This window comes from Arthrobacter sp. TJ-240 (genome assembly GCF_058269195.1).
The window spans coordinates 73,545-97,540 of the sequence record NZ_JBZCNG010000001.1 but is presented as its reverse complement, the minus strand read 5'-3'; the positions used below and the strand labels follow the sequence as shown (position 1 = coordinate 97,540).

The following is a 23,996-nucleotide window of genomic DNA, read 5'->3' as shown; positions in this document are numbered from 1 at the left end:
GTACTTTTGAGGCATGCGCGTACTGGTAGTCGACCACCCCCTGGTAGCCCACAAACTCACGGTTCTCCGGGACAAGGACACGTCGTCGCCGGTGTTCCGGCTCCTCACCGAGGAGCTCGTCACCCTGCTGGCCTACGAGGCCACGCGCGACGTCCGCGTGGAGACCGTGTCCATCGAAACGCCTGTCACGAAGACGGAGGGCACCGGGCTCGTGAAGCCCACGCCCCTCGTGGTGCCCATCCTCCGCGCCGGCCTCGGGATGCTCGAGGGCATGACGCGCCTCGTGCCGACGGCGGAGGTCGGTTTCCTCGGCATGGCACGCAACGAGGAGACCCTTGAGGCCATCACCTACGCCGAGCGGTTGCCGGACGACCTCACGGGCCGCCAGGTGTTCGTTCTCGATCCCATGCTCGCCACCGGTGGCACCCTCCGCGAGGCCATCAAGTTCCTCTTCGCCCGCGGTGCGGCCGACATCACGTGCATCTGCCTGCTCGCAGCGCCCGAAGGGCTCGCCACGCTGCAGGAGGAGCTCGAGGACCGCAACGTCACCATCGTGCTGGCCTCCATCGACGAGAAGCTCAACGAGAAGTCCTACATCGTGCCGGGCCTCGGAGACGCGGGGGACCGCCTCTACGGCGTCGTCGGCTAGGTAGGACAGGCGTCGTCCGCGCCGGGACAACAGCGCCGGAATGGCGCGAGGGGTTGCGCCATCGCGTGCGAGGGACTGCAATGGTGCGATGGCCACGGACAGCGGCACCACCGAAGCGAGCACCGAGGGTGGACTGAAGCGGGCCATCGGCGCGCCGCTGCTGTTCGCCTTCATCGTCGGCGACACCCTCGGGGCGGGTATCTACACCCTCGTGGGCACCATGGCGGACGATGTCGGGGGCGTGATCTGGCTGCCGCTGCTCATCGCGCTGGTCGTGGCGCTCCTCACCGCCGGGACATACGCGGAACTCATCACCAAGTACCCGCACGCCGGAGGTGCCGCGCGGTACGCAGACCGGGCCTTCGGCATCCCGTACCTGTCGTTCCTCGTCGGGTTCCTCATGATGGCATCCGGCATCACCACGGCCGCGGCCCTGGCCAACGCCTTCGCCGGCGACTACCTCGCCGCGCTGATCGATGTCCCGCCCGCTCCGACAGCCGTGGTCTTCATCATCCTGTTGACGCTGATCAACCTCCGCGGTGTGCGGGAATCACTCACCGCCAACCTCGTCGCCTCGATCATCGAGGTCACGGGCCTCGTGCTCGTGATCGTGCTCGCCGCCATCGTGCTCACCAGCGGCAACGGAGAACCGGGCCGGCTGCTCGAGTTCGCCCCCGATGTACCACCGCTGCAGGGCGCGTTCGCGGCGTCCGTGATCGCCTTCTTCTCGTTCCTCGGCTTCGAGGCCGCCGCCAACATGGCCGAGGAGGTGCGGGACCCCTCCAAGGCCTACCCCCGGGCGCTCTTCGGCGCGATCGGTACTGCGGCCGTCGTCTATCTCCTCATCGCCATCGGCGCAATCATCGTCCTCCCGCCGACCGAGCTCGCCCAGTCCACCGGGCCGTTGCTCGACGTCGTGAATGCCAGCGGCGTGGCCGTCCCGTCGTGGCTGTTCAGCCTGATCGCCCTGATCGCCATCGCCAACGGCGCCCTGCTGTTCATGGTCATGGCCAGCCGCGTGGCCTACGGCCTCGCGGAGGCCGACCTCCTGCCACGGGCCTTCGCGCGGGTGCTGCCCAACCGGCGCACGCCGTGGGTCTCGATCGTCGTCGTCGCCGGGCTGACCATCGTACTGACCCTCTTCGGGGACCTCGCCACGCTCGCCGAGACCACCGTGCTCCTGCTCCTGCTGGTGTTCATCTCGGCCAATGTCAGCGTCCTCGTCCTGAAGAAGGACAAGGTGGAGCACTCCCACTTCTCGGCCCCCCGGATCGTGCCGATCCTGGCCATCGTCGCCAGCATCGCGCTGCTGTCCCAGCAGTCCGGCGTCGTCTGGCTCGGCGCCATCGCCTACATGGTGGTCGGGTCATTGCTGTTCCTGGCAGCCCGCGCCGGGCGCAAGCGCGAGCAGCGCGTCGCGCAGTAGCGGAGGTCGGCACGAGGGGCGTCGCTCCATCCGATCGCCGTAGCGCCGTCTCGCATGCCGGACAAAGTTCCTTTGTTACTTGTGCGTAGCCGATTGTTACATGCAATAATTCCTTGCGTGATCACCCACTCACTCGCATATGCAGCCGTCGCCTGCTGCCCGGACATTTCGTCCGGGAACGGGCCGCGCTGTCATCGAATGCACGCGTAACGGTTACACCCAACCTCTTCCTACGCATTTCGAGCCCAACGGCGGGCAATCCTCTTCATACCGGCCGGGCTCATCCCGCATTCGAGCCGCGATGACGGCACACTTCACGAGGTGGTTTTCATGTCAGTAAATCCGGGCTACGTCCATATCTCACTCCGCTCCCCGCACGGCGCCCAGGGGCGTCAGGCCATCACCCCGGCCTTTCCGGCGCCGGGGCAGCAGGGGCCGCGCCCGCACTCGCGCCTCCAGGCGGTCCCCGGTGACGCGCAGCACCTGAGCGCTCCGGTACCCGTCGTCGCCCCCAACGGCGTCCCCGGCCCGCAGGCGGTCTCGGGCGACACGACGGCGCGCGGCTTCGTGCTGTACGTCGCGCTCGACGACGCGACCGCCGCGGCGGCCGGGACCACGTTCTCGAAGCTCGCGCAGGACGTCCGCGCCTATGTCCGCTCGCTCGTCCCGACGGCGGAGAGCCACGCGGCCGTGGCACTCGCCCCGGCAGACGCCCCCGGATCCGACATCGACGTCGTCCGTGCCGCCCTCGGCGACCCGACGGTCGCCCGCCGCCCCCGCCCCGACGCCGGGACCACGGCACCGCAGGCCCAGCCGGCGCGTCCCACGGGCGTGCTGATCGACCTGTCGCGGCGCGAGGTGCACCTCGACGGCGAGACGCTCAACCTGACCTTCAAGGAGTTCGAGCTGCTGAACTACCTCGTGGAGAACGCGACCCGCACCGTGGGCCGCGAGGAACTGCTCAGCGGGCTCTGGCGGAACGCCGACGAGGTGCCGAACGAGCGCACCATCGACGTCCACATCCGGCGCCTGCGCTCCAAGCTCGGTCGCCTGGCCAATACCGTGCGCACCGTGCGCGGACAGGGCTACCGCTTCTACGACCACCCCGAAGTGATCGTCTGGGCCGCTCCGGAGTACTCGATCTAGCGCCGCCGGCCGTCGCCCGGAAGCCATAGACTGCGGAAATGGACCACCACCGGAAGAAGCTCCTGCTGCTGCGCCATGCGAAGGCCGAGTTCCAGGAGGGCGTACCGGACCACGAGCGGTCCCTCAGCTCCCGGGGGCACGCGGACGCGCCACTGGTGGGCCGCTGGATGGTGGAGCACGACGCCGTCCCCGACTTCATCCTCGTCTCCTCGGCCCTCCGGACCCGGCAGACCTGCACCTGGGTCTGCAAGGAACTCGGGGACAAGGCGCCCACGCCCAAGCTCGAGGACGACCTCTACGCAGCGCGTCCCTCGGAGATGCTCGCACTCATCAACCACGTGCCGCCGACCGTCACGAGTCTCCTCGTGATCGCGCACAACCCCGGCGTGCAGGAGCTCGCGATGCGTCTCGCATCCGTGCGCTCGAGCGAAGACGCCGTCATGGACCTGGCGACGGATTACCCGACGGCCGGGCTCACGGTCCTCTCGTACGACGGCGAGTGGGCCGAACTCGACGGGCGTGACGCCGAGGTCACCGACTTCGTGGTGCGCCGCGCGTCGACCGTGCGCTGACTGCGCGCTGACCGGCGCCGGTCCTGCGAACCGGGACAGCCTGCGGTGTTCCCTACAGCCCGTACTGCTCGAGCAGCCGCAGCCAGACCTCGCTGACCGTGGGGTAGGCAGGGACGGCATGCCACAGCCGGTCCAGGGGTACCTCACCGACGACGGCGATGGTCGCGGCGTGCAGCAGCTCGGACACCTCCGGGCCGGCGAACGTCACCCCGACGAGCACCTTGCGGTCCTCGTCCACCACCATCTGCGCCCAGCCCGTGTAGCCGTCGGAGTGGAGCGACGAGCCGGCCACCGCGATGGGCAGCGAGGTCTCGGACGCGTTGACGCCGTCCTTCCGCGCCTGGTCCAGGGTGCGCCCCACCATCGCGATCTCCGGGTCGGTGAACACCACCTGCGGTACCGCTCCGCGGTCCGCGGTGGCGGCGTACGGGCTCCAGTCCGCCGCCGTGTCCCCGAGCGTGCCGGACGCCCGGGCGGCGATGGCGTCCCCGGTCATGCGCGCCTCGTACTTGCCCTGATGGGTGAGCTGCACCCTGCCGCCGGCGTCGCCGACGGCGTAGAGCCAGCCCCCGGCGTCGGGCACGCGCCCGGTGTCGTCGGCCCGGATCCTCGTCACGTCGAGGCCGAGCTCCTCGAGACCGAGCCCGTCCGTGTGCGGGTGGCGGCCGGTGGAGACGAGCAGCCGCTCCGCGGTGACGGTCCCGCCGTCGCCGACCTCGAGCACGAACAGGCCGTCCTCCTTGCGGACCGACGTCGTCGCGGTGTCCGTCAGGACGGTGATGCCCTCGCCCCGGAGCGCATCGAGCACGAGGCCGGACGCCTCCTTCGGGTAATTGCCGAGGATGCCGCTGCGCGCGACGACCGTGACCTCCGCCCCGAGCCGCGAGTACGCCTGTGCCAGCTCCACGCCGGCCACCCCGCCGCCGAGGACGGCGAGGCTCACCGGGACCTCCTTGGCCGAGGTGGCCTCGCGGGTGGTCCAGTAGTCGAGGTCGGCGAGTCCGTCGACGGGCGGGACGGTCGGCGTCGAGCCGGTGGCCAGGACGACGGCGTGGCCGGCCAGGTAGCGCGCTTCCGACCCGTCGTCGTGGCTGATGGTCACTTCCCGCTCGCCGGTGATCCTGGCCCAGCCGCGTTCCAGGGTGATGCCGGCGGAGGCGACCCACTCCTCCTGCGAGGAGTCGTCCCAGTCGGAGGTGAAGGAGGTGCGGCGTGCCAGGACCTGCTGCGCGTCGAGGGAACCGGTGATCGCCTCGCGAGCGCCGGCGACACCCCGGGCGGCGTTCAGGACGGTGCCGGGGCGGAGCAGCGCCTTGGACGGCATGCACGCCCAGTAGGAGCATTCGCCGCCCACGAGGTCGGCCTCGACGAGGACCGCGGAGAGGCCCTTCTGCACCACCCGCCCTGCCACGTTCTCGCCGACCGCGCCGGCTCCGATCACGATGACGTCGATGTTCCGGGGTTCGCTCATATGCAGAGCCTCCCACCCGCCCTGCGGGGGAGCAACCCGACGAGAAAGGCCCCGGCCGAAGCCGGGGCCTTTCTCGTCGTACATCGAACCGTGGTGCGCGCGAAGGGATTCGAACCCCCAACCTTCTGATCCGTAGTCAGATGCTCTATCCGTTGAGCTACGCACGCATCCGTAGGCGTTCAGATCGACGAGCGATTGAGTCCTACAAGCTGGCCGTTTGGCCGTAGACAACTTTAGCGTGGAATCGGCAGGACGCCTAATCAACGGGCGGGCCCCGGCATCTCTATACCGGTCTAGGTGACCTTCGTCACACCGCGGCCCTACGTAAGCGCAGGACATAGCAGTCATGACGCGGATCACGCACGGGTTGCCTCGGATGTTTCGTCCTCGGGACCCATCCCCGAAATACGCCGCCCCTAGCATCGATACTCCGAGCACCCACACCGAAGGGAAGACTAATGGGCCATACTGCGCGTCAGCTTGATGAGGTCGGCACACCACCCACACATCCTGACGGCAGCCCGCTGCCGGATGCCTCCGGCGCTGCGCCGACCACTCATCCGGCCCTTCTCGCCTGGGTGCGGGAGGTGCAGGAGCTCACGCAGCCCGCCGAGGTCGTGTGGGTGGACGGGTCGGAGGAGGAGAACACGCGGCTCACCGAGCAGCTCGTGGACAGCGGGACCTTCGTCCGGCTGAATCCCGAGACGTTCCCCAACTCCTTCGCGGCGTTCTCGGACCCCAAGGACGTGGCCCGTGTGGAGGAGCAGACCTTCATCTGCTCGAAGGACGAACGCGAGGCCGGCTTCACGAACAACTGGATGGACCCGGACGAGATGAAGGCGAAGCTCACCGGCCTCTTCACCGGCTCCATGCGCGGGCGCACGATGTACGTCATCCCCTTCGTCATGGGCCACCTCGACGCGGAGGACCCCAAGTTCGGCGTCGAGATCACGGACAGTGCGTACGTGGTGACGTCCATGCGGATCATGGCGACCACCGGCACCGCGGTCCTGGACCGGATGACCGAGCTCGGCGCCGGGTTCGTCCCCGCGCTCCACTCCCTCGGAGCCCCTCTCGCCGAGGGAGAGGCCGACGTGCCGTGGCCGTGCAACGACGACAAGTGGATCGTGCACTTCCCGGAGGAGCGCTCCATCTGGTCCTACGGCTCCGGTTACGGCGGCAACGCCCTGCTCGGCAAGAAGTGCTACGCGCTGCGGATCGCCTCCGTGATGGCGCGCGACGAGGGCTGGCTGGCCGAGCACATGCTGATCCTCAAGCTCACCTCGCCGGTAGGCAAGACCTACTACCTCTCCGCGGCGTTCCCCTCGGCCTGCGGCAAGACCAACCTCGCGCTGCTCGACCCCACGATCGAGGGCTGGAAGGTCGAGACCCTGGGCGACGACATCACCTGGATGCGCTTCGGCAAGGAGGGCGAGCTGCGGGCCGTGAACCCCGAGGCGGGCCTCTTCGGGGTCGCCCCGGGCACCGGCTGGGGGACCAACCCGAACGCCATGCGGGCGATCGCGAAGGGCAACTCGGTCTTAACCAACGTGGCCCTCACCGACGACGGCGGCGTGTGGTGGGAGGGCATGACCGAGGAGGTGCCCGCGCACCTGACCGACTGGCAGGGCCGGGACTGGACGCCCGACATGGACCATACGGCCGCACACCCGAACGCCCGGTTCTGCACGCCGATCGACCAGATCGACATGCTCGCCGAGGAGTTCCACCGGCCCGACGGCGTCGAACTCTCCGCGATCCTCTTCGGCGGCCGCCGCAAGACGACCGTCCCGCTCGTCACGCAGTCCCGCAACTGGGCCAACGGCATCTTCATGGGCTCCACGCTGTCCTCGGAGACCACGGCGGCTGCCGCGGGGGAAGTGGGCCGGGTGCGTCGGGACCCCATGGCGATGCTGCCGTTCATCGGCTACGACGCCGGTGACTACCTGCGCCACTGGCTCACCCTCAGCGCCGGGGCGGACCAGGCCCGGCTGCCGAAGATCTTCCTCGTCAACTGGTTCCGGCGCACCGAGACCGGCGGTTTCGCCTGGCCGGGCTTCGGCGACAACTCGCGCGTGCTCAAGTGGGTCATCGAGCGGCTCGAGGGCACGGCCGACGCCGTCGAGACGCCCATCGGGTTCGTCCCCACCGGGGACGCCCTGGACCTGACCGGGCTCGACATGACCCCGGCCGAGGTCGAGGCCGCGGTGCACGTCGACGCGGTCGAGTGGGCCGAGGAGCTCGAGGGCATCGAGCAGTGGTACGCCCGCTTCGGTGACTCGCTGCCCGAGGAGCTGAAGGGACAGCTCGAGGAACTGAAGCAGCGCTTCAGCGTCGCCTGACGCGCCGGGTCCCGATCCCTCCGCACGGCAGAGGCCCCTTCCCGCCGGGAAGGGGCCTCTGCCGTACCTGCGGACCGAGCGCGGCCTAGTCGCGGATGACGGCCAGCACGCGCTGCACGAGGTCCTCGAGTGTCTGCGGATCCACGGCCTCGGCGTTGAGCCGCAGGTACGGCTCGGTGTTCGACGGGCGGAGGTTGAACCACCAGTCGCCGTGCTCCGGGGTGAAGGTCAGGCCGTCGAGGTCGTCGACCACCACGCCGTCCTGCTCGAACTCCTGGCGTGCACGGGCGATGGATGCGGGCAGGTCCTGCACCTTCGAGTTGACCTCGCCCGAGGAGAAGTAGGGCTCGTACTCACGGCCCAGTTCGGACAGCGGGCCGTCCTGCTCGCCGAGCGCTGCCAGGACGTGCATGGCCGCGAGCATGCCGGTGTCCGCGTTCCAGAAGTCGCGGAAGTAGTAGTGCGCCGAGTGCTCGCCGCCGAACACGGCCCCCTCCTCGGCCATGACGGCCTTGATGAAGGAGTGGCCCACGCGCGTGCGGACCGGGCGGCCGCCGTCGTGCCGGATCAGTTCCGGCACCGCACGGGACGTGATGAGGTTGTGGATGATCACGGGCTCCGGCTCGCCGGCGGCCTGCGCGCGGGCGATCTCGCGGCGCGCGACCATGGCCGTGATGGCGCTCGGCGAGACGGGCTCGCCGCGCTCGTCGATGATGAAGCAGCGGTCGGCATCGCCGTCGAATGCGATCCCGATGTCCGCCCCGTGCTGCACGACGGCGGCCTGCAGGTCGAGCAGGTTCTCCGGCTCCAGCGGGTTGGCCGGGTGGTTGGGGAACGAGCCGTCGAGCTCGAAGTACAGCGGCACGATGTCGAACGGCAGGGCGGGGAGGATCCGGTCGCCGAGGACGGCGGGCGTGGTGAGGCCCGCCATGCCGTTGCCGGCGTCCACCACGATCTTCAGCGGGCGCGACGCCGAGAGATCCACCTGGGAGCGCAGGAACCGCGAGTACTCGTCGAGGATGTCGCGGACGCCGGTGGTGCCCTGGGTCTCCGCGGCGGGGATCGCGTCGTCCGCGAGGTAACGCTCGGCGCGTTCCTGGATGTCCTTCAGACCGGTCTCCGAGGAGACGGGGACGGCGCCTGGGCGCGTCATCTTCATGCCGTTGTACTGGGCCGGGTTGTGGCTGGCCGTGAAGGTCACGCCGGCGGCGTGCAGGGTGCCGCTGGCGTAGTACAGCTCGTCGGTGGAGATGAGGTCGAGGAAGACCACGTTCGCGCCGCGCCGGGTGGCACCCTCGGCGAACGCCTTCGAGAACTCGGGGGACGAGGGGCGCATGTCGCCGCCGACGAGGATGGTTTCGCCCGCGAGCTCCAGGGAGTCCACGAAGGCTGCGCCGACCGCGCGGACGGAGTCCACCGTGATGGTCTCGCCGACGATGCCGCGGACGTCGTAGGCCTTGAAGGATGCTGAGAGATCGAAGGTTGTAGTCACGGTGGAGAGTCTATCGGTGGGGCTGCGGGCGCTTGCACACATGGTGGAACCGGCCGCATGGACTGGGGGAGGCGGCTGGGATACTGGGGAAATGTCGCCGACCACCACGCTCAACGAGCAAGCCACCGCCATCCTGCACACCCTCGTCGGATCCCCCGACGCGCACTTCCATGAGGGGCAGTTCGAGGCCATCGAGGCGCTCGTCGAGGGTGGGCGGCGGGCCCTCGTCGTGCAGCGCACGGGTTGGGGGAAGTCAGCCGTCTACTTCGTGGCCAGCCTGCTCCTGCGCGCCCGCGGCGCCGGCCCCACGCTGATCGTCTCGCCGCTGCTCGCGCTCATGCGGGATCAGGTGGCTGCTGCAGCCCGGGCCGGGGTGCGTGCCGAGGCCATCAACTCGGCGAACCAGACCGAGTGGCAGGACATCGAGGCGAAGCTCCAGCGGGACGAGGTGGACGTCCTCCTCGTCTCGCCCGAGCGCCTCAACAACCCGTCCTTCCGCGAGCTGTACCTGCCGGAGCTCATGCGGCGCACGGGGTTGCTCGTGATCGACGAGGCGCACTGCATCTCGGACTGGGGGCACGACTTCCGCCCCGACTACCGGCGCCTGCGGGAGCTGATCATGGGACTGCCTCAGGGCGTTCCCGTGCTGGCCACCACGGCCACGGCGAACTCCCGCGTGGTGAAGGACGTGGAGGAGCAGCTCGGCGCGGGCGGCACGGACGTCTTCACGCTGCGCGGCGAGCTGGCGCGCAAATCGCTGCGGCTCGGCGTGCTGCGCCTGCCGAGCCCCCGCTCCCGTCTCGCCTGGCTCCTCACCCACCTGTCCGACCTGCCGGGCAGCGGCATCATCTACGCCCTGACCGTGTCGGCGGCCGAGGACACCGCCCGGCTGCTGCGCGAGAACGGGCACGCCGTCCGTGCCTATACGGGACGCACCGATCCCGCGGACCGCGAGGCCGCGGAGGCGGCCCTGAAGAACAACGAGGTCAAGGCGCTCGTGGCCACCAGCGCGCTCGGCATGGGCTTCGACAAGCCCGACCTCGGCTTCGTGGTGCACCTCGGGGCGCCGTCCTCGCCCGTCGCCTACTACCAGCAGGTGGGGCGCGCGGGCCGCGGGACGCCGAATGCCGACGTCCTGCTGTTGCCCGGCGCCGAGGACCGCGACATCTGGGAGTACTTCGCCACCGCGTCGATGCCGTCCCAGGACGCCGCGCTGCGCGTGCTCGAGGCCCTGGAGCCCGGCGTCGTCCTGTCCACGCCGGCGCTGGAGACACGGGTCAATCTGAAGCGCTCGCCCCTCGAGCTGCTCCTCAAGGTGCTCGACGTCGATGGCGCCGTCCGCAAGGTGACCGGCGGCTGGGAGAGCACCGGGACGCCCTGGACGTACGACGCCGACCGGTACCGCCGCATCAGCGAGGCCCGCGTCGTGGAGCAGAAGTCCATGCTCGACTACGAGAACACCGTGGGCTGCCGCATGGAGTTCCTCTCCCGGTCCCTCGACGACCCGGCGGCCACCCCGTGCGGCCGCTGCGACAACTGCGCAGGCCCCTGGTACTCGGACGAGGTGGCGCATGAGGCTTCCGATTCCGCGAGCCAGGCCCTCAGCCGGGTCGGCGTGGAGCTGGAACCGCGGGGCCAGTGGCCCTCCGGGATGGACAAGCTGGGCGTGCCCCTGAAGGGGAAGCTGAAGCCCGGCGAGGTCAGCCTGCCCGGACGGGCCCTGGCGCGCCTGACCGATCTCGGCTGGGGCAACAGGCTGCGCGAGCTCCTGGCGGATGCCACGCCGGATGCACCGCTGGATCCTGCGGTGATCGAGGCCGTGGTGCGCGTGCTGGTGCAGTGGGGCTGGGACGAGCGGCCGGTCGCCGTCGTCAGCGTCCCCTCCCGACGGCGGCCGGAGCTCATCGGGTCGCTCGCGCGGGCGCTCGCCCAGGTGGGCCGCATCCCCTACCTCGGACAGCTGGCCACCCCGCTCGGCTTCCCGCAGGGCCAGCCCGGGGGCAACAGCGCCTTCCGTCTGGCGTCGGTATGGGATCACTTCGCCGTCCCTGAGGGCGGCGCCGCCTGGTTCGCCGCGAATCCCGGGCCGGTGCTGCTCGTGGACGACTTCGCGGACAGCCGCTGGACGATCACCGAGGCGGGGCGGGCGCTGCGCACCGCCGGTGCCTCGGGTGTGCTGCCGTTCGCCCTGGCGCTCAAGGCATAACGGCCGGTCCGGGCCGGGAACGCGAAGGGCCCCCGGAACACCGGGGGCCCTGACGCGGAGACGGGGGGATTTGAACCCCCGGTAGGCTTTAGGCCCACACTTCATTAGCAGTGAAGCCCATTCGGCCGCTCTGGCACGTCTCCATCGGCTATCGCTAGCCTCCCAAGGTTACCCAGAAGGGGACGGCAAGAGCAAAACCACCCCGCCCCCACCGCGTTGCCGTGCGGTTTCTCGCGCGGCGCGAGCGTCAGAGCGAGCCGGTGAGCGCCCTCCAGAGGAACTCGAAGCTCATGGCGTGCATCCTCGCGGCCTGCCGGTTGTCGGCCGCGCCGGCGTGGCCGCCCTCGAGCGCCTCGTGGAACCAGACGTCCGGGATGCCGAGGTCCTTCATCTTCGCGGCCATCTTACGGGCCTGCACCGGGCCCACCCGGTCGTCGCTGGTCGCCGTCCAGATGAGCGTCTTCGGGTACGCGACGTCGTCGCGGAGCAGGTGGTACGGCGAGAAGGTCTGCACGTACTCCCACTCCTCGGGCTTGTCGGGGTCGCCGTACTCGGCGATCCAGGAGTAGCCGGCCGACAGCTTCGTGTAGCGGCGCATGTCGAGCAGGGGCACGCCGCAGGAGATGGCGCCGAACAGGTGCGGGTAGGTGGTGAGCATGTTGCCCACGAGCAGGCCGCCGTTGCTCCGGCCCGTGCAGCCGAGCAGTGCCGGTTGCGTCACGCCGCGCCGCACCAGGTCCTCGGCGATGGCCGCGAAGTCCTCGTACGCACGGTGCCGGTCCGCCTGCAGCGCGGCCCGGTGCCACTGCGGCCCGTACTCGCCTCCTCCGCGGATGTTCGCCAGCACGTACACGCCGTGCCGGCCGTCCTCCGTGGTGCGCTCGAGCCAGCCGCGCCCGATCACACCGCTGTAGGCGGGCGTCATCGAGTGCTCGAAGCCCCCGTAACCGGACAGCAGTGTGGGGTTGCCGCCGTCGAGCACCAGGTCCTTCTGCGCCACCTGGAAATAGGGAACACGCGTGCCGTCGTCCGAGACGGCGAAGTGCTGCTCTACGGCGAAGCGGGCCTCGTCGAAGTAGGACGGCGAGGATTTGACGGCCGAGTGCTCCCCGCCGATGGTCCCCCGGTAGAGCGTGGACGGTGTGAGGAACCCGGTGGCGATGAGCCAGTAGTCGTTGCCGGTCTCGTCGTCCTCGTCGTCGACGGCGTAGGCGTCCACGGAGTGCAGCGGCGGGCACGCATCGAGGAGGTCCGCGGCCCAGTCGTTCGCCGGGTCGAGGATGCGGATCTCGGAGGACACGTCGCGCAGCAGGTTCAGGAGGAGGTGGTCGCGGGTCCAGCTCCAGGACTGGAGGGACGTGGACGGGTCGGGGGCGAAGACGGTCGCGAACGTGCGCCCGCCGGCGAGGAAGTCGTCCAGTGCGATGACGAGGAGGGACCCGGCGGCGTGCGTGCCGGCGCCCGCGGCCCAGTCCGTGCGCGGGCGGATGATCAGCCATTCGCGGTGCAGGGAGATGCTCGCGTCCTCGGGCACCTCGATGAGGCGCCAGCCGCCGTCCTGCCGCAGGTAGGTGCGGCGCGTGTAGAAGTCGATGGTGTCGACGGCGATGTCGCGCTCGAACCCGGGTGTGGGGTCGTGCATCACGAGGGCCATCATGTGGTCCTCGTCCACCTCGAAGTACGGGTCCGCCGAGGCCAGGTCGCCGCCGCGCCGCAACGTCCGGACGGTCCGGGGGTAGGAGCTCGACGTCATCGAGCCCGGCCCGAAGTCGGTGCCGACGTGCAGGGCGTCCGGTCCGGCCCAGCCGATACGGCTCTTCGCGGTCGGGATGTCGAAGCCGCCGTCCACGAAGTCGAGGGTGGCGAGGCTGAACTCCCGGTACCGCGCGGCGTCGCCGCCGTCGGGGGAGAGGACCACGAGCACCCGCTCGTACGGGGAGCCGTCGGCGGGGCGGAGGAAGAGCGCCCCGCCCCAGACCCACTCGGTCCCCTCGGCGGCGCTCAGGGCATCGACGTCCAGCAGGGTCTCCCAGTCCGGGGTGTCCGAGGTGTAGCTGTCCCAGGTGGTCCGCCGCCAGATGCCCTGCCGGTGCTCGGCGTCGCGCCAGAAGTTGTAGTAGTGGCTCCCGTGCTTGCCCACCATGGGGATGCGGTCGGTGGAATCGAGCACCTCGAGGATGCCCCGTTCCCGGGCGTCGAAGGCCGGAGTCAGGAGCGCGTCCTCGGTCAGGGCGTTCTCCGCGCGGACCCACGCGAGGCCGTCCTCGTCGTAGATGTCCTCGAGCCAGAGGAAGGGGTCGTCCGTGGGCGCGGTGGTCTCGGTCGAGTGCGTCATCCGTTCATCCTATGCAGGGCTCCTGCAGCGGGAGCCGTCCTGTGACGGGACCGGCAGCCGGGCGCGGCGGCGGGGTTGGATACGCTTGGGGAGTGGAGAACCAGGAGGCAAGGCGCGTGGCCGTCATCGGAGGCGGACCCCGCGGGACCTCCGTGGTGGAGCGGCTGATCGCCCGGCATCGTGCCCTGGGGGCAGGTGCCCCCGACCTCGCCCTGCACGTGATCGAGCCCTACGAGCCCGGCCCGGGACACGTCTGGCAGACGGACCAGTCGAGACTGTTCCTCATGAATACACCCTGTCTGTACCCGACGGTCGTCCCGGCCGGCCCGGCCGCAGCAGACGTCGCAGCCTCGCCCGGCGGCGTCTCCTTCGACGCCTGGCGGATGCGCGTGCAGGCCGGCCGGATCACCGGACTGGGCGACGACGATCTCGCCGAATGCGCGCGCCTGACCTCGCGGGACTTTCCGAGCCGTGCGCTCTACGGCCGGTACCTCGCGTGGACGTTCGCGGAGGTCGTGCGTGGGGCCGCGCCGGGTATCACCGTCGCGCACCACCGCAAGGAAGCCGTCGGGCTCCAGCGTTTCGACGACGCCGCGGACGACCAGGTGCCGGGCGACGGACCCACTCGCGCGGACGGGTGGCGGCTCCTCCTCGACGACGGCTCCCGGCTGCACGTCGACGACGTGGTTCTTGCGCTGGGGCATCTCGCGGCGACCCTCACCCCGGAGCAGGCGAGGCTGCAGGACGTCGCAGCCCGCTACGGGCTGCAGTACTGGCCGCCCGCGGTCCCCGCCGACGTGGCCTGGAGCCGCCTCCCCGCAAGGAAGGCCGTCCTGGTCCGCGGGCTCGGCCTCAACTTCTTCGACGCAATGATCCAGCTGACGGAGGGCCGCGGTGGGAGGTTCTCGGCCACCGACGGTGGCCGGCTCGAGTACGAGCCGTCCGGACGGGAGCCCCGGATCGTCGCGGCCTCCCGGCGGGGGGTGCCCTACCGGGCGAAGGCTTCCCTCGACTCCTACATCCCGCGCAGCGTCACACTGCGCTTCTGCACACCGGCCCGGGTCCTCGCCTTCCGGCGGTCCGGTGTCCAGCCCGGCTTCGACCACGACCTGTGGCCGCTGCTCCACCGCGACGTCCTCTGGGCGTACTACACGACGCTCTGCCGCACCACGGACCGGGTACTCGCGGTGTCGCCCGAGGTGTTCCTCGCGGAGCTCGACACCGCGATCGGGATCGACGGCCCTGCCTGGGAGGCCGCTGCGGGGGATGCCGTCGCCCGCGCCGTGCCCACAGGTCTCCGGCTCGACGTCGAAGCCCTCGCGCAGCCCTTCGCGCGGCGCCACTTCGCCGACGGCGAGGAGTATGCGGCCGCCGTCCTCGCCTACCTCGACGCCGACGCGGCCGGATCGGCCGAGGGCGAGGACGACCCTCTGAAGATGGCGATCGGTGCCATGAACGCCGGGAGGTCGGTGATCAAGCAGGCGGTGGCGGACGGCGGGATCTCGGACTCGTCGTGGAACGCCGAGCTGCGTGGCTGGTTCGAGCCGCTCGTCGAGGGCCTCGCCAGCGGACCGCCGCCGGTGCGGATCGCGCAGCTCGCCGCGCTCGTGCGCGCAGGCGTCGTCCGCTTCGTGGGGCCGAACCCGAGCTTCGGCTTCGACCCGGACGAGGGACTGTTCCGGGCGACCTCCCCCTGGGTCCAGGGCGATTCCTTCACGGCGCGCTACCTCGTGGAGGCGATGATGCCCGCGAACCGGGTGACCACGAGCCTGTCCCCGCTCATGCGTACCCTTCTGGAGGACGGCACCGTCAGGCCGCGGACCCTCATGGGGGAGGACGGCGTGCCGGTCACTTCTGCCGGGCTGGACGTCACCCTGCCGCCCTACCGTGCGGTCGACAGCACCGGCCGGGCCCAGGACGACCTCTTCGTGATCGGTCTCCAGCTCGCCTCCGTCCAGTGGGGGACGGCCATCGCGGCCGAGGCCGGGGCGTCGCTGGAGGCGGGCGGCAGGACACTGCTCGACGCCGATGCGATCGCCGCCGCGCTCCTGGAGCGGACCGTCTGAGTCGCCGTGTTCGGGAGCCGGACGCAACCGGACGCAGCCGGATGCTCCCGGGCCCGGTTCCGATGCCGAAAAAGGGGACCCTCACCATGCTGGTGAAGGTCCCCTTGATCATGCGGGCCGGAATCCGGCGGTCTACCTAGCCCTCGAGGCAGCGTTGGTAGTTCGCCAGGTGGGCGCGGTAGCTCGCCCAGCTACCGTTGTTCGCGCCCTCCGCCGGCAGAGCAGGCTCGGAGCAGGCGGGCTTGCCCGGCTTCACGGGCTTCACGGGCTTCACCGGCTTCACGGGCTTCTCCGGCTTGCCCGGCTTGGGCGGCTCGACCGGGGTGACCGCTTCGACGCTGACCGGCAGGGTCACCGTCGTCGCGCTCGGTGCGGCCGTCAGGACGATCCGTCCCTGTCCGCTCGCGGTCGTCGGGATGGTGAGGTTCACCGTGGCGCTACCGCCGGCGACCGGGACGGACCCGAGCTGCGTGAGGGTGCCGTTCGCGGCCACGAAGCTCGCGGCCAGCGTGGTGTTCACCGGGCTGCCGAGCGAGGTGAGGTCCAGTTTCGATACCGCGAAGGTGACGGCGTCGCCGGCCTTCACCGTGGTCGGAGCACCCTGTACCTGCACGCTGCGGCGGTCGAACGACGGCGACAGCGGGCTGTTCGCCCTGATGTAGTCGATCCACGCGTCACGATCCACCAGACCGGACTCGCGGGTGTCGGTGCCGTCACGGAAGGCCGTGAAGTTGTCACCGCCCTGGGCGAGGAAGCTGAAGGTACCGACGCGGTACCCCTTCGCCGGGTCCAGCGGTGCACCGTCGATCGTGACGGAGGTGATCCTCGAGCCCCGCGCGAGCGTGGGGTCGTAGGTGACGCTCACGTTGTCCGAGAGACCGAGGGCCAGGAACGCCCGCGAGCTGCCGTCGGGCTGCCACTGCTGCTCGAGCATCGCCTTGAACTGCGCACCGGTCAGGGTGGTGGTCCAGAGGTCGTTCACGAACGGCAGCACAGCGTTCGCCTCGGCGAACGTCACGACGCCGTCGGGTGCGTAGTAGAGCTCGTTGCGGAGTCCGCCCGGGTTGACGACCCCGATCTGTGCTCCGCCGCGTTCCGCGGAGGAGAGGCTGGCCTTCAGCGAATCGGCGACGAGGTTGCCGAGCGTCGACTCCGAACCGCGGTCGTCACGCGCAGCGCCGATGAAGGCCGACGTGATGTCCTTGGTGACGGATCCGACGGGCTGGCTGCCGATGACCGCCGCCTCCGCGAGGGCCGCGTCGACGATGCGCTTGACCTCGGCGACCCGGGGGAAACCGGCGACGAGGGCTGCGTCGGTGTCCGTGGTCCGTGCGACGTTGCGCGCCGTGTAGGACTGGACGTCCCCGGTGGCCTTGTCGACGGTCAGGCTGATCTGGCCGACGAACTCGCCGTAGGAACCGGTCTGCAGGATGGGCCTGGTCTTCCCCGCGACGCCCGGGACGGGAGCGTCCCACGCGTACTGCTTGTGGGTGTGACCGGTGAAGATCGCATCCACGAGGGGGGTGGTTTCGGTGACGATCTTCGCGAACGCACCGCCTGCTGCAAGCTCCTGCTCGAGGGTGGCCTGCTCGACGACGCCGTCCCCGGCGCCCTCGTGGTACTCGGCGACGATGACGTCGGCGAGGTCCTGGTCCTCGATCTCCTTCGCCACGCGGTTGACGGCTTCGACGGGATCGCCGAAGTCGACGGTCGCGATGCCGCCGGGGCTGACGAGTGACGCGGTCTCCTCGGTGACGACGCCGATCACGGCGACGTCGACGCCGTCGACCGTGATGATGGTGTACTCGTCGAGGGCGGGCTCGGTGGTGCCCTTCCGATAGACGTTGGCGCCGAGGTAGGGGAAGTCCGCCGCCTCGGTCACGCGACCGGTCAGATCCTCCAGGCCCTTGTCGAACTCGTGGTTACCCACGGCCGAGGCGTCGAGCTCCAGGGTGTTGAGGACGTCGAGCGTGGGCTGGTCGTCCTGCAGGGATGAGGCGAACAGCGAGGCCCCGATGTTGTCACCGGCGGACAGGAACGCCGTCCTGTCCTCACCGAACTCGGCGCGCAGCTTTTCTACGGTCCCGGCGAAGCGCACCGTATTGGCGTCGATCCGGCCATGGAAGTCGTTGATGTTCAGCAGGTTGAGCTCCGCGGTGGTGTCCGCGGGCGCGAGGTCGAGGCCCACGATCACGGGGTCGTGGTCGCTGGCGCGGTACTGGTCCGCCACGTAGTAGTCGGTGACGTTGTTGTTGAACCGGCTGTACTCGAGGGCGACCGACTCGGCGGAGTTGATGTTCCACGTGTCCACGCCCGTCACGGCGGCATCCGCGGCAGGCGAGGCCAGGATGTGGTCGAGCGAGCCGCTCAGGCCCGAGAAGACGTACGAGAAGTCGCCCTCCTTCTCGCCCTGGTTGACGTACCCGGCCTCGTACAGGACCTGCATGGGGTCCTCCTGCGTGTACGAGTTGAAGTCGCCGGTCAGGAAGACCTTGTCCGTCTTCGCCGTCGCCTTCATGCTGTCCGCGAAGGCCACGAGGGCCTTGGCCTGCGTGACGCGTGCGGCGTTCCAGGCGCCCTGGCCGTCGCGCTTGTCGGCGTCGCCGCCGGAGCTGGGGCCGGAGCCCTTGGACTTGAAGTGGTTGACGATCGCGAGGAAGGTCTCCGCCTCGGTGCCGCCCACCGGCTTGAACGCCTGCGCGAGGGGCTTGCGGGCGTTGGAGAACGCCACCTTGTCGTTGAGGATGACGGACTCGCCCACGGGCTCCGCCACGGCCTTCTTGTAGATCAGGGCGGTGCGGATGAAGTCCTCGTCGGCGGGAGCCGGAACGGCCGCGGGTGAGCGGACGTAGTCCCAGGTGCCGGGAGCCTTCTCGTTGAGCGCCTCCACGAGGGTGGCGAGCGCGGCGTCGCGATCCTTGCCGAAGCGCACGGAGTTCTCGACTTCCATGAGTGTCACGACGTCGGCGTCGAGGCCGTTGATGGCGGCGACGATCTTCGCCTCCTGGCGCTCGAAGCTGACCTTGTTCGCGGCGCCACGGGAGTTGCAGCCGCCGTCGACGGTGATCGGGTTGCCCGCGCGGTCGGTGAAGTACCGGCAGCCGGTCTGGTCCTCACCGGTGGTGGGGAAGTAGTTCAGTACGTTGAACGATGCGATCTTCAGGTTCCCGCCCACCTCCGCCGGAGCGGCGGGGCGCTCGCCGGCGAACTGCACGGGCTGCACGCCGGCCGGGTTCGCGCCGTTGAGCTCGGCCAGCGGCTGGAACTTCCAGGCGCTGTTGCGGTAGTCGAGGACCACAGGGGAGGTGAAGGTGGCGCCGTAGCCGACGCGCACGGGCTGGGACTGCGTCAGGTACGGGAGTACCTTGTCGCGGTTGGCCCCGGTGAAGAAGTTGGTCGAGGCGCCGTCGTCGAGCCGGACGCTCCGGGCCGCGTTGTCCGCGGTGACCGCTGCGTTCTCCGGCGTGCCCGGGCGGGCGACGTCGGTCGGCTGGCGGAGGGGCTCGGTGCCGGCGGCCAGGGTGACCTCGCCGTACTGGTTGAGCGTGTAGTTGTCCGCAACGGTGTACGCGCCGGAGGGCTGGAACAGCATGCCCTCGACTGCCTCACGCGCCGCCTCCGTGGCAGGCAGTGCGATGGTCGAGGCCTTGGGCTCCTCGGCCGCCTCGGTGAGCTTCGTGGTGCCACCGGCGGGGACGGTGAGCTGCGTCAGGTTGAAGAACTCCCCGGCGGTCCCGGTGACCTCCACGTAGTCGCCCACGGCGACGGACACGACTGTGTCGGGGGAGTAGACGAAGAGGGCGTCCGAGGCGGTCTGGCCGGCTGCTGCCGAGCTGCCCGCGGTCTGCAGGTAGAAGCCGGCGAAGCCGCCCGTGGGGTAGGCGGCCGTGACCTTGCCACGAGTGGTCACGGTCTGCCCGGTCAGGGGTGTCGTGGTTCCGGTGCCCTGGATGTCACGGATGGGGGTGACGGGGCCGGGGGTCGGAGGCTCGGTCGGTGTGGGGGTGGGAGTAGGGGTCGGCGTGGGAGCCGGTCCGCCCGGGGTCGTGCCGCTGTTCGTGGGCGTCGGGTCCTGCAGGGTGAAGTCCGCGCCGTTGTTGTCCGTGTCGGCGAAGGCCGTGCGGTTGGCCGACTTCGTGCTCCCGGAACCGGGGGTCGGAGCGACCGTTCCCTCGAACGCGGTGGCGGTGCCGTAGCCGAGGGCGTCGACGACGCCGGGCGTGCCGACGATGGTGCCGGTGCGCAGGGCGCCGACGCTCGTGGTCTGGTTCGCCAGCACGAGGACGCCGCCTGGGGCGCCGGGGTTGATTCCCGCCGTGAGATCAGGGGTGGGCAGAGCGGAACCCGCCGTACCGTTGGTGCCTCCCTGGATCAGGAAGTAGCCCCTGGCCGGGATGGTGCCGCTGAGGGCGGTTGCGCCCGGGGTCGCGGTGGATACGGGCGCCCGGTACTGCAGCGACCAGCCGTCCAGGCTCACGGGTGCATCGGTGGGGTTGTAGAGCTCCACGTACTTGTTGGTGAACGGCGTCCCTGCGGAACCGCCGGTCAGATATGCCTCGTTGATGACGACGCCGTTCCCTGCGACGGACGCCGTCGCCGGTGGTGTCTCCACCGCACCGGCCGGCAGTGCGATCATCGGTGAGGCGATGAGCCCCACCGACAGCGCCGCACCGAGCGCTCCCTTCCATGACGAATTAACCATTCGTTCGATTTCTCCTTGACGATGGCCGCGAGACGGCCGTGTGTGTAGCCCGCCGACCCGTCGATGGGTGGGCGCGTTGGCATGAGCACCATATGTGACACAGGTGACATTCCATCCCCAGGAGTAGACAACCAGAACATCGTGAACATCCGGTTACGAAATCACCGCGAGCCTCCTGAAGATCTGGACCAGGTGATCTCTCGGCGGGAGGGATACCCGCTATCTGCGGGCGTTCCTCAGTGTCCCGGTCACCGGTTCCTCGCCCTGCTCCGCGACGAAGCAGAGGATCTCGCGGTCGCCCGCCGCTTCCCAGCTCTCCTCGACAGGGTAGAAGTAGAGCAGTTCGAGGACCGAGGCGTCGTACTCCAGGCCCACGTACGTGGCGAACTCCCCGGCGCAGAACTCGCTCGCGGCGGTGTTGGCGGCGGGCACCCCGGGGTACTCGCCGTCGGGCATGTCGGTGCGGGCGAAGGTCTCGAAGGCGTGGGGCTGGTCGCACGGCAGCACGGTGATGTCTGTGACGCTCTCCGTGCCGGGGTCGTTGATGCAGTCGCCCACCTGGAGGGAGAAGGCGTCCGTCGTGGCCTCCGCCGTCACGGCGCCGTCGGCGTCGCGCTCCGGACCGGGTGGGCCGAAGACACCGCAGCCCGGGACGGAGGCGAGGACCCCGATCACCGCTGCGGCCGCCGTCGCCCGAAAGCGTCCCCTGCTCCTGTGCTGCCCAGTACCCATCGAGACTCCGTCATCGGCCACGGCGCCCGTGGCATGGCTGTTGCTCCTCGGGACAGTACCGGATGGCAGGCACCCCGGCACCCGATGACAGCGGAGGCGCAAAAAGGGAGGCCCCGCGCTGCGGAGCCTCCCTGGGAGCGGAAGGTAAGGGATTCGAACCCTTGAGACGGGGTGACCGCCCACTGGTTTTCAAGACCAGCTCCTTCGGCCGCTCGGACAACCTTCCACCGCTAGTGTTTCACGAAGGGCGGGGAGCCCCAAATGCCGAGGGAGTGGAGGCGGGCATGCGTGCAGTGGTGATCGAGGGTGCCGGCGGGCCGGATGCCCTCTCCGTGCAGGAGGTCCCGGAGCCCGTACCCCAGCAGGGCGAGGTGCTCATCGACGTCGTCGCCGCCGGCCTGAACCGCGCCGACGTCCAGCAGCGGCGCGGCCTCTACCCGCCGCCCGCGGGTGCGTCCCCGCTGCCGGGCCTCGAGGTCTCCGGCCGCATCGCCGACGCGGGCGGCTCGCCGTTCGCTGTGGGGGACCCCGTGGTCGCCCTGCTGGCCGGCGGCGGTTATGCGGAGAGGGTCGCCGTACCGGCGGGCCAGGTGATCCCTGCGCCCGACGGCGTGGACCTCGTCGAGGCCGCGGGCCTCCCCGAGACGGCCGCGACCGTGTGGTCGAACCTCGTGCTGCAGGCGGGCCTCGCCGCCGGGGACGACGTCCTGATCCACGGGGCCTCCGGCGGCATCGGCGTGATGGCCGTCCAGGTGGGCCTCGCCCTGGGCGCTGTGCCCCATGTGACGGCGGGATCGGCGGCGAAGCTGGAGATCGCCCGGTCCCTCGGCGTACGGACGCTCATCGACTACCGCGAGCAGGATTTCGTCGAGGAGGTCAGGGCGGCCACGGGCGGCCGGGGAGTGGACGTCATCCTCGACGTCGTCGGCGCGAGGTACCTCGCGCGGAACCTCCAGTCCCTCGCGGCCGGCGGGCGTCTCGTGGTGATCGGGCTGCAGGGCGGCGCGACGGCGGAACTGGACCTCGGGATGCTCATGGGCAAACGGGCGAGCGTGGCCGGCACCACGCTGCGCGCCCGGCCCGTCGCGGAGAAGGCCGCCATCATGGAGGCGGTCCGCCGGAACGTGTGGCCGCTCGTCGCCACGGGGGCCGTGAAGCCCTTCGTCGATCGGACCTTCCCGCTGGCCGACGTGGCGGCCGCCCACGCCTACTTCGACTCGGGGGAGCACACCGGGAAGGTCCTGCTGGTCATGGACTGAGCGTGGTCCGCACCTCCGCAGTGCGCTGCCGGAGGTGCAGCGCCAGCACCAGGGCGATCCCGACGAACGCGCCGATGCCCGTCTCGAGGGCCCGGTCCACGAGCAGGCCCGCCGGGTCGGTGGGGTGGGCCAGCTCCGTGGAGACGAGGGCGAGCGGCGTGACGAAGGCCTGCGCGAGCGCGTACTGCCGGAGGATGAACATCTCGGCGGCGAACTGCGCGACGGCGATCACGAGGACGAGCTGCCATGCCGGGAGCCCCGGGAGCAGGACCAGCGCGGTCAGGACCAGCCCGGCGAACGTCCCGAGCAGACGCTGGAGGCCCCGGGTCACGCGGGCGCGGGCGGTCTGACCGACCAGGGGGACCGTCGCCGCCACCATGGCCCAGTAGGTGTGGCCGATCCCGAGCAGGGTGGCCACGCTGCCTGCGAGGAGGGCTGCCACCACGTACAGGGCGGCCTCGCGTCCCAGGGCAGCGAGGTGCCGAGCGGTCGGGTGATCGGCGGGTGCCCTGAGCCAGGGTGTGCGGTGGCCCGGCCAGAGGAGGCCCGCCTGTCCGAGGAGGACGGCGAACGCCACCGTTGCCGCCGCCGTCGTGAGCCCCTGCCAGAGCGGGGGTTGAACCGGCACCGAGGCGATCGCCGCGAAGGCGAAGATATGGAACAGGGATCCACCCGGGCGGAGGCGGAACAGGCCGGCCAGGAAGGTGCCCAGCCCCGCCACCGCGCTCGTGAGCAGGATCAGGCCCCACGGGCCGACGTCGGCACGTGCGGTGAGCGCCGCCGCGAGGATCACCGTGAGCATGAGTCCGCCACCGCGCAGCTGGGTGGCGAGCCGCGGACGGTGTGGCTCGTTCCGCCCGTAGATGCCGGCGAAGGCCCCGAAGGTCGCGAACACCGCGAGATCGAGCCTGCCGAGCAGCAGCACGACGAAGAGGGGGACTCCCACGCCCACGGCGCAGCGCAGCGCGGGGTGGTGGTCGGAGGCCGAGGGGGCCATGTGCACGAGGTCGCGGAGGAGTGGCACGGAATGCGGGCTTCCGGTCGGAGGGATCGACGGCGCCGCTGGCATCGGGTGGCCGAATGCCACCGATCAACCCTACTCCCGTCACCGTGCCGCGTGCCGCCGTTCCGGGACCGTCAGCATGCTTCCGGATGTCCGGGGGCTGTGCGAGGCTGGCAGGACAGCAACCGGAAGGAGCACCATCGTGGGCAGTACGCATCACGACGACGAGGGCGGCCTCTCGCAGGCAGCCGACAGTTTCGCCGAGAACCTCGGTGACCAGGTGCCCGACGGTGTCGACGACGGTCCGGAGGACCGGCCGGACGGCGCCGCGGACGACCGTACCAGGACGCACTCGAGCGTCAGTGAGGGCATGAACGCGAACGACGACGACGAGCCGCCGCCGGTGCTCGACGACGGGCCCGACGGGGGCCCGCGCGGCTCATCCTGACGGACCCGCGCGAAACCTCCTGATACCTCCCGGGCACGGTCCACCGGGGCAGGCGCACCAGGACGTGGGCCCACCCCTGCCAGGAGCGCGTCCGCTCGCCGCACCGGCGGGTGCGTTCGGCGCAACGACCGGGCCTGCCCGCTTGCG

General features: G+C 70.4%; 15 protein-coding genes and 3 tRNA genes. 9 read left to right on the top strand and 9 right to left on the bottom strand.

Translation table 11 applies throughout. The features are described 5' to 3' along the window. The first annotated feature begins 13 nt into the window (after nucleotides 1–13). The 4 genes from upp (at nucleotide 14) to AC4D2C_RS00435 (ending at nucleotide 3,793) form a co-directional block, all read left to right on the top strand. A complete protein-coding gene (gene upp, locus AC4D2C_RS00450) occupies nucleotides 14–649 on the top strand; it encodes a uracil phosphoribosyltransferase (RefSeq protein WP_490904487.1) in 636 nt (211 codons plus the stop codon). A gap of 88 nt (nucleotides 650–737) precedes the next feature. After that, entirely contained in the window at nucleotides 738–2,075 is a 1,338-nt protein-coding gene (locus tag AC4D2C_RS00445) for an APC family permease (protein ID WP_490911701.1), read from the top strand. A gap of 330 nt (nucleotides 2,076–2,405) precedes the next feature. Further along, nucleotides 2,406–3,221, top strand: coding sequence for a winged helix-turn-helix domain-containing protein (locus tag AC4D2C_RS00440; protein WP_490911700.1), 816 nt, complete (start codon nucleotides 2,406–2,408; stop codon nucleotides 3,219–3,221). 38 nt (nucleotides 3,222–3,259) lie between these two features. After that, nucleotides 3,260–3,793, top strand: coding sequence for a SixA phosphatase family protein (locus AC4D2C_RS00435; RefSeq protein WP_490904481.1), 534 nt, complete (start codon nucleotides 3,260–3,262; stop codon nucleotides 3,791–3,793). A 52-nt stretch (nucleotides 3,794–3,845) separates the two neighbouring features. On the opposite strand, the gene AC4D2C_RS00430 is transcribed toward AC4D2C_RS00435, so the two are convergent. Further along, a complete protein-coding gene (locus tag AC4D2C_RS00430; RefSeq protein ID WP_490911699.1) occupies nucleotides 3,846–5,264 on the bottom strand; it encodes a dihydrolipoyl dehydrogenase family protein in 1,419 nt (472 codons plus the stop codon). A gap of 91 nt (nucleotides 5,265–5,355) precedes the next feature. Next, nucleotides 5,356–5,431, bottom strand: a tRNA-Arg gene (locus AC4D2C_RS00425). Between the two features lie 291 nt (nucleotides 5,432–5,722). Here AC4D2C_RS00425 and AC4D2C_RS00420 point away from each other — a divergent pair. Further along, nucleotides 5,723–7,606: a phosphoenolpyruvate carboxykinase (GTP) gene (locus tag AC4D2C_RS00420; protein ID WP_490911698.1), complete on the top strand. Its 1,884-nt coding sequence runs from the start codon at nucleotides 5,723–5,725 to the stop codon at nucleotides 7,604–7,606. An 85-nt stretch (nucleotides 7,607–7,691) separates the two neighbouring features. On the opposite strand, the gene AC4D2C_RS00415 is transcribed toward AC4D2C_RS00420, so the two are convergent. After that, nucleotides 7,692–9,140 (bottom strand): phosphomannomutase/phosphoglucomutase, encoded by a 1,449-nt coding sequence (locus AC4D2C_RS00415; protein ID WP_490911697.1) that lies wholly within the window; start codon nucleotides 9,138–9,140, stop codon nucleotides 7,692–7,694. A gap of 49 nt (nucleotides 9,141–9,189) precedes the next feature. Between AC4D2C_RS00415 and AC4D2C_RS00410 the strand changes: the two genes are divergently transcribed. Continuing rightward, a complete protein-coding gene (locus tag AC4D2C_RS00410) occupies nucleotides 9,190–11,304 on the top strand; it encodes a RecQ family ATP-dependent DNA helicase (protein WP_490911696.1) in 2,115 nt (704 codons plus the stop codon). Nucleotides 11,305–11,359: 55 nt separating this feature from the next. Here the strand turns inward: AC4D2C_RS00410 and AC4D2C_RS00405 are convergent. Both AC4D2C_RS00405 and AC4D2C_RS00400 read right to left on the bottom strand, forming a co-directional pair. Next, nucleotides 11,360–11,447: transfer RNA gene (locus AC4D2C_RS00405), tRNA-Ser, on the bottom strand. 104 nt (nucleotides 11,448–11,551) lie between these two features. Beyond that, nucleotides 11,552–13,639 carry a prolyl oligopeptidase family serine peptidase gene (locus AC4D2C_RS00400; protein ID WP_490911695.1) on the bottom strand — a complete coding sequence of 696 codons (2,088 nt, stop codon included), beginning with the start codon at nucleotides 13,637–13,639 and terminating at the stop codon, nucleotides 11,552–11,554. Nucleotides 13,640–13,731: 92 nt separating this feature from the next. Between AC4D2C_RS00400 and AC4D2C_RS00395 the strand changes: the two genes are divergently transcribed. Next, complete coding sequence (locus tag AC4D2C_RS00395; RefSeq protein WP_490911694.1) at nucleotides 13,732–15,705, top strand: FAD/NAD(P)-binding protein; 1,974 nt, start codon at nucleotides 13,732–13,734, stop codon at nucleotides 15,703–15,705. A gap of 136 nt (nucleotides 15,706–15,841) precedes the next feature. On the opposite strand, the gene AC4D2C_RS00390 is transcribed toward AC4D2C_RS00395, so the two are convergent. The 3 genes from AC4D2C_RS00390 to AC4D2C_RS00380 all read right to left on the bottom strand — a co-directional run bounded on the left by AC4D2C_RS00390 (nucleotide 15,842) and on the right by AC4D2C_RS00380 (nucleotide 21,365). Continuing rightward, the gene (locus tag AC4D2C_RS00390) at nucleotides 15,842–20,407 is read right to left on the bottom strand and encodes an ExeM/NucH family extracellular endonuclease (protein ID WP_490911693.1); all 4,566 of its coding nucleotides are present in this window, start codon (nucleotides 20,405–20,407) and stop codon (nucleotides 15,842–15,844) included. 219 nt (nucleotides 20,408–20,626) lie between these two features. Next, nucleotides 20,627–21,139: a septum formation family protein gene (locus tag AC4D2C_RS00385; RefSeq protein WP_490911692.1), complete on the bottom strand. Its 513-nt coding sequence runs from the start codon at nucleotides 21,137–21,139 to the stop codon at nucleotides 20,627–20,629. A 138-nt stretch (nucleotides 21,140–21,277) separates the two neighbouring features. Further along, nucleotides 21,278–21,365 (bottom strand) — tRNA-Ser (locus AC4D2C_RS00380). 58 nt (nucleotides 21,366–21,423) lie between these two features. Here AC4D2C_RS00380 and AC4D2C_RS00375 point away from each other — a divergent pair. After that, nucleotides 21,424–22,398, top strand: coding sequence for an NAD(P)H-quinone oxidoreductase (locus AC4D2C_RS00375; RefSeq protein ID WP_490911691.1), 975 nt, complete (start codon nucleotides 21,424–21,426; stop codon nucleotides 22,396–22,398). On the opposite strand, the gene AC4D2C_RS00370 is transcribed toward AC4D2C_RS00375, so the two are convergent. After that, the gene (locus AC4D2C_RS00370) at nucleotides 22,388–23,422 is read right to left on the bottom strand and encodes an FUSC family protein (protein WP_490911690.1); all 1,035 of its coding nucleotides are present in this window, start codon (nucleotides 23,420–23,422) and stop codon (nucleotides 22,388–22,390) included. The two genes, AC4D2C_RS00375 and AC4D2C_RS00370, sit on opposite strands and share 11 nt — an antisense overlap. Nucleotides 23,423–23,603: 181 nt before the next feature. Here AC4D2C_RS00370 and AC4D2C_RS00365 point away from each other — a divergent pair, with 181 nt between their 5' ends. Further along, nucleotides 23,604–23,849, top strand: coding sequence for a hypothetical protein (locus AC4D2C_RS00365; protein WP_490904464.1), 246 nt, complete (start codon nucleotides 23,604–23,606; stop codon nucleotides 23,847–23,849). Nucleotides 23,850–23,996 lie beyond the last annotated feature (147 nt).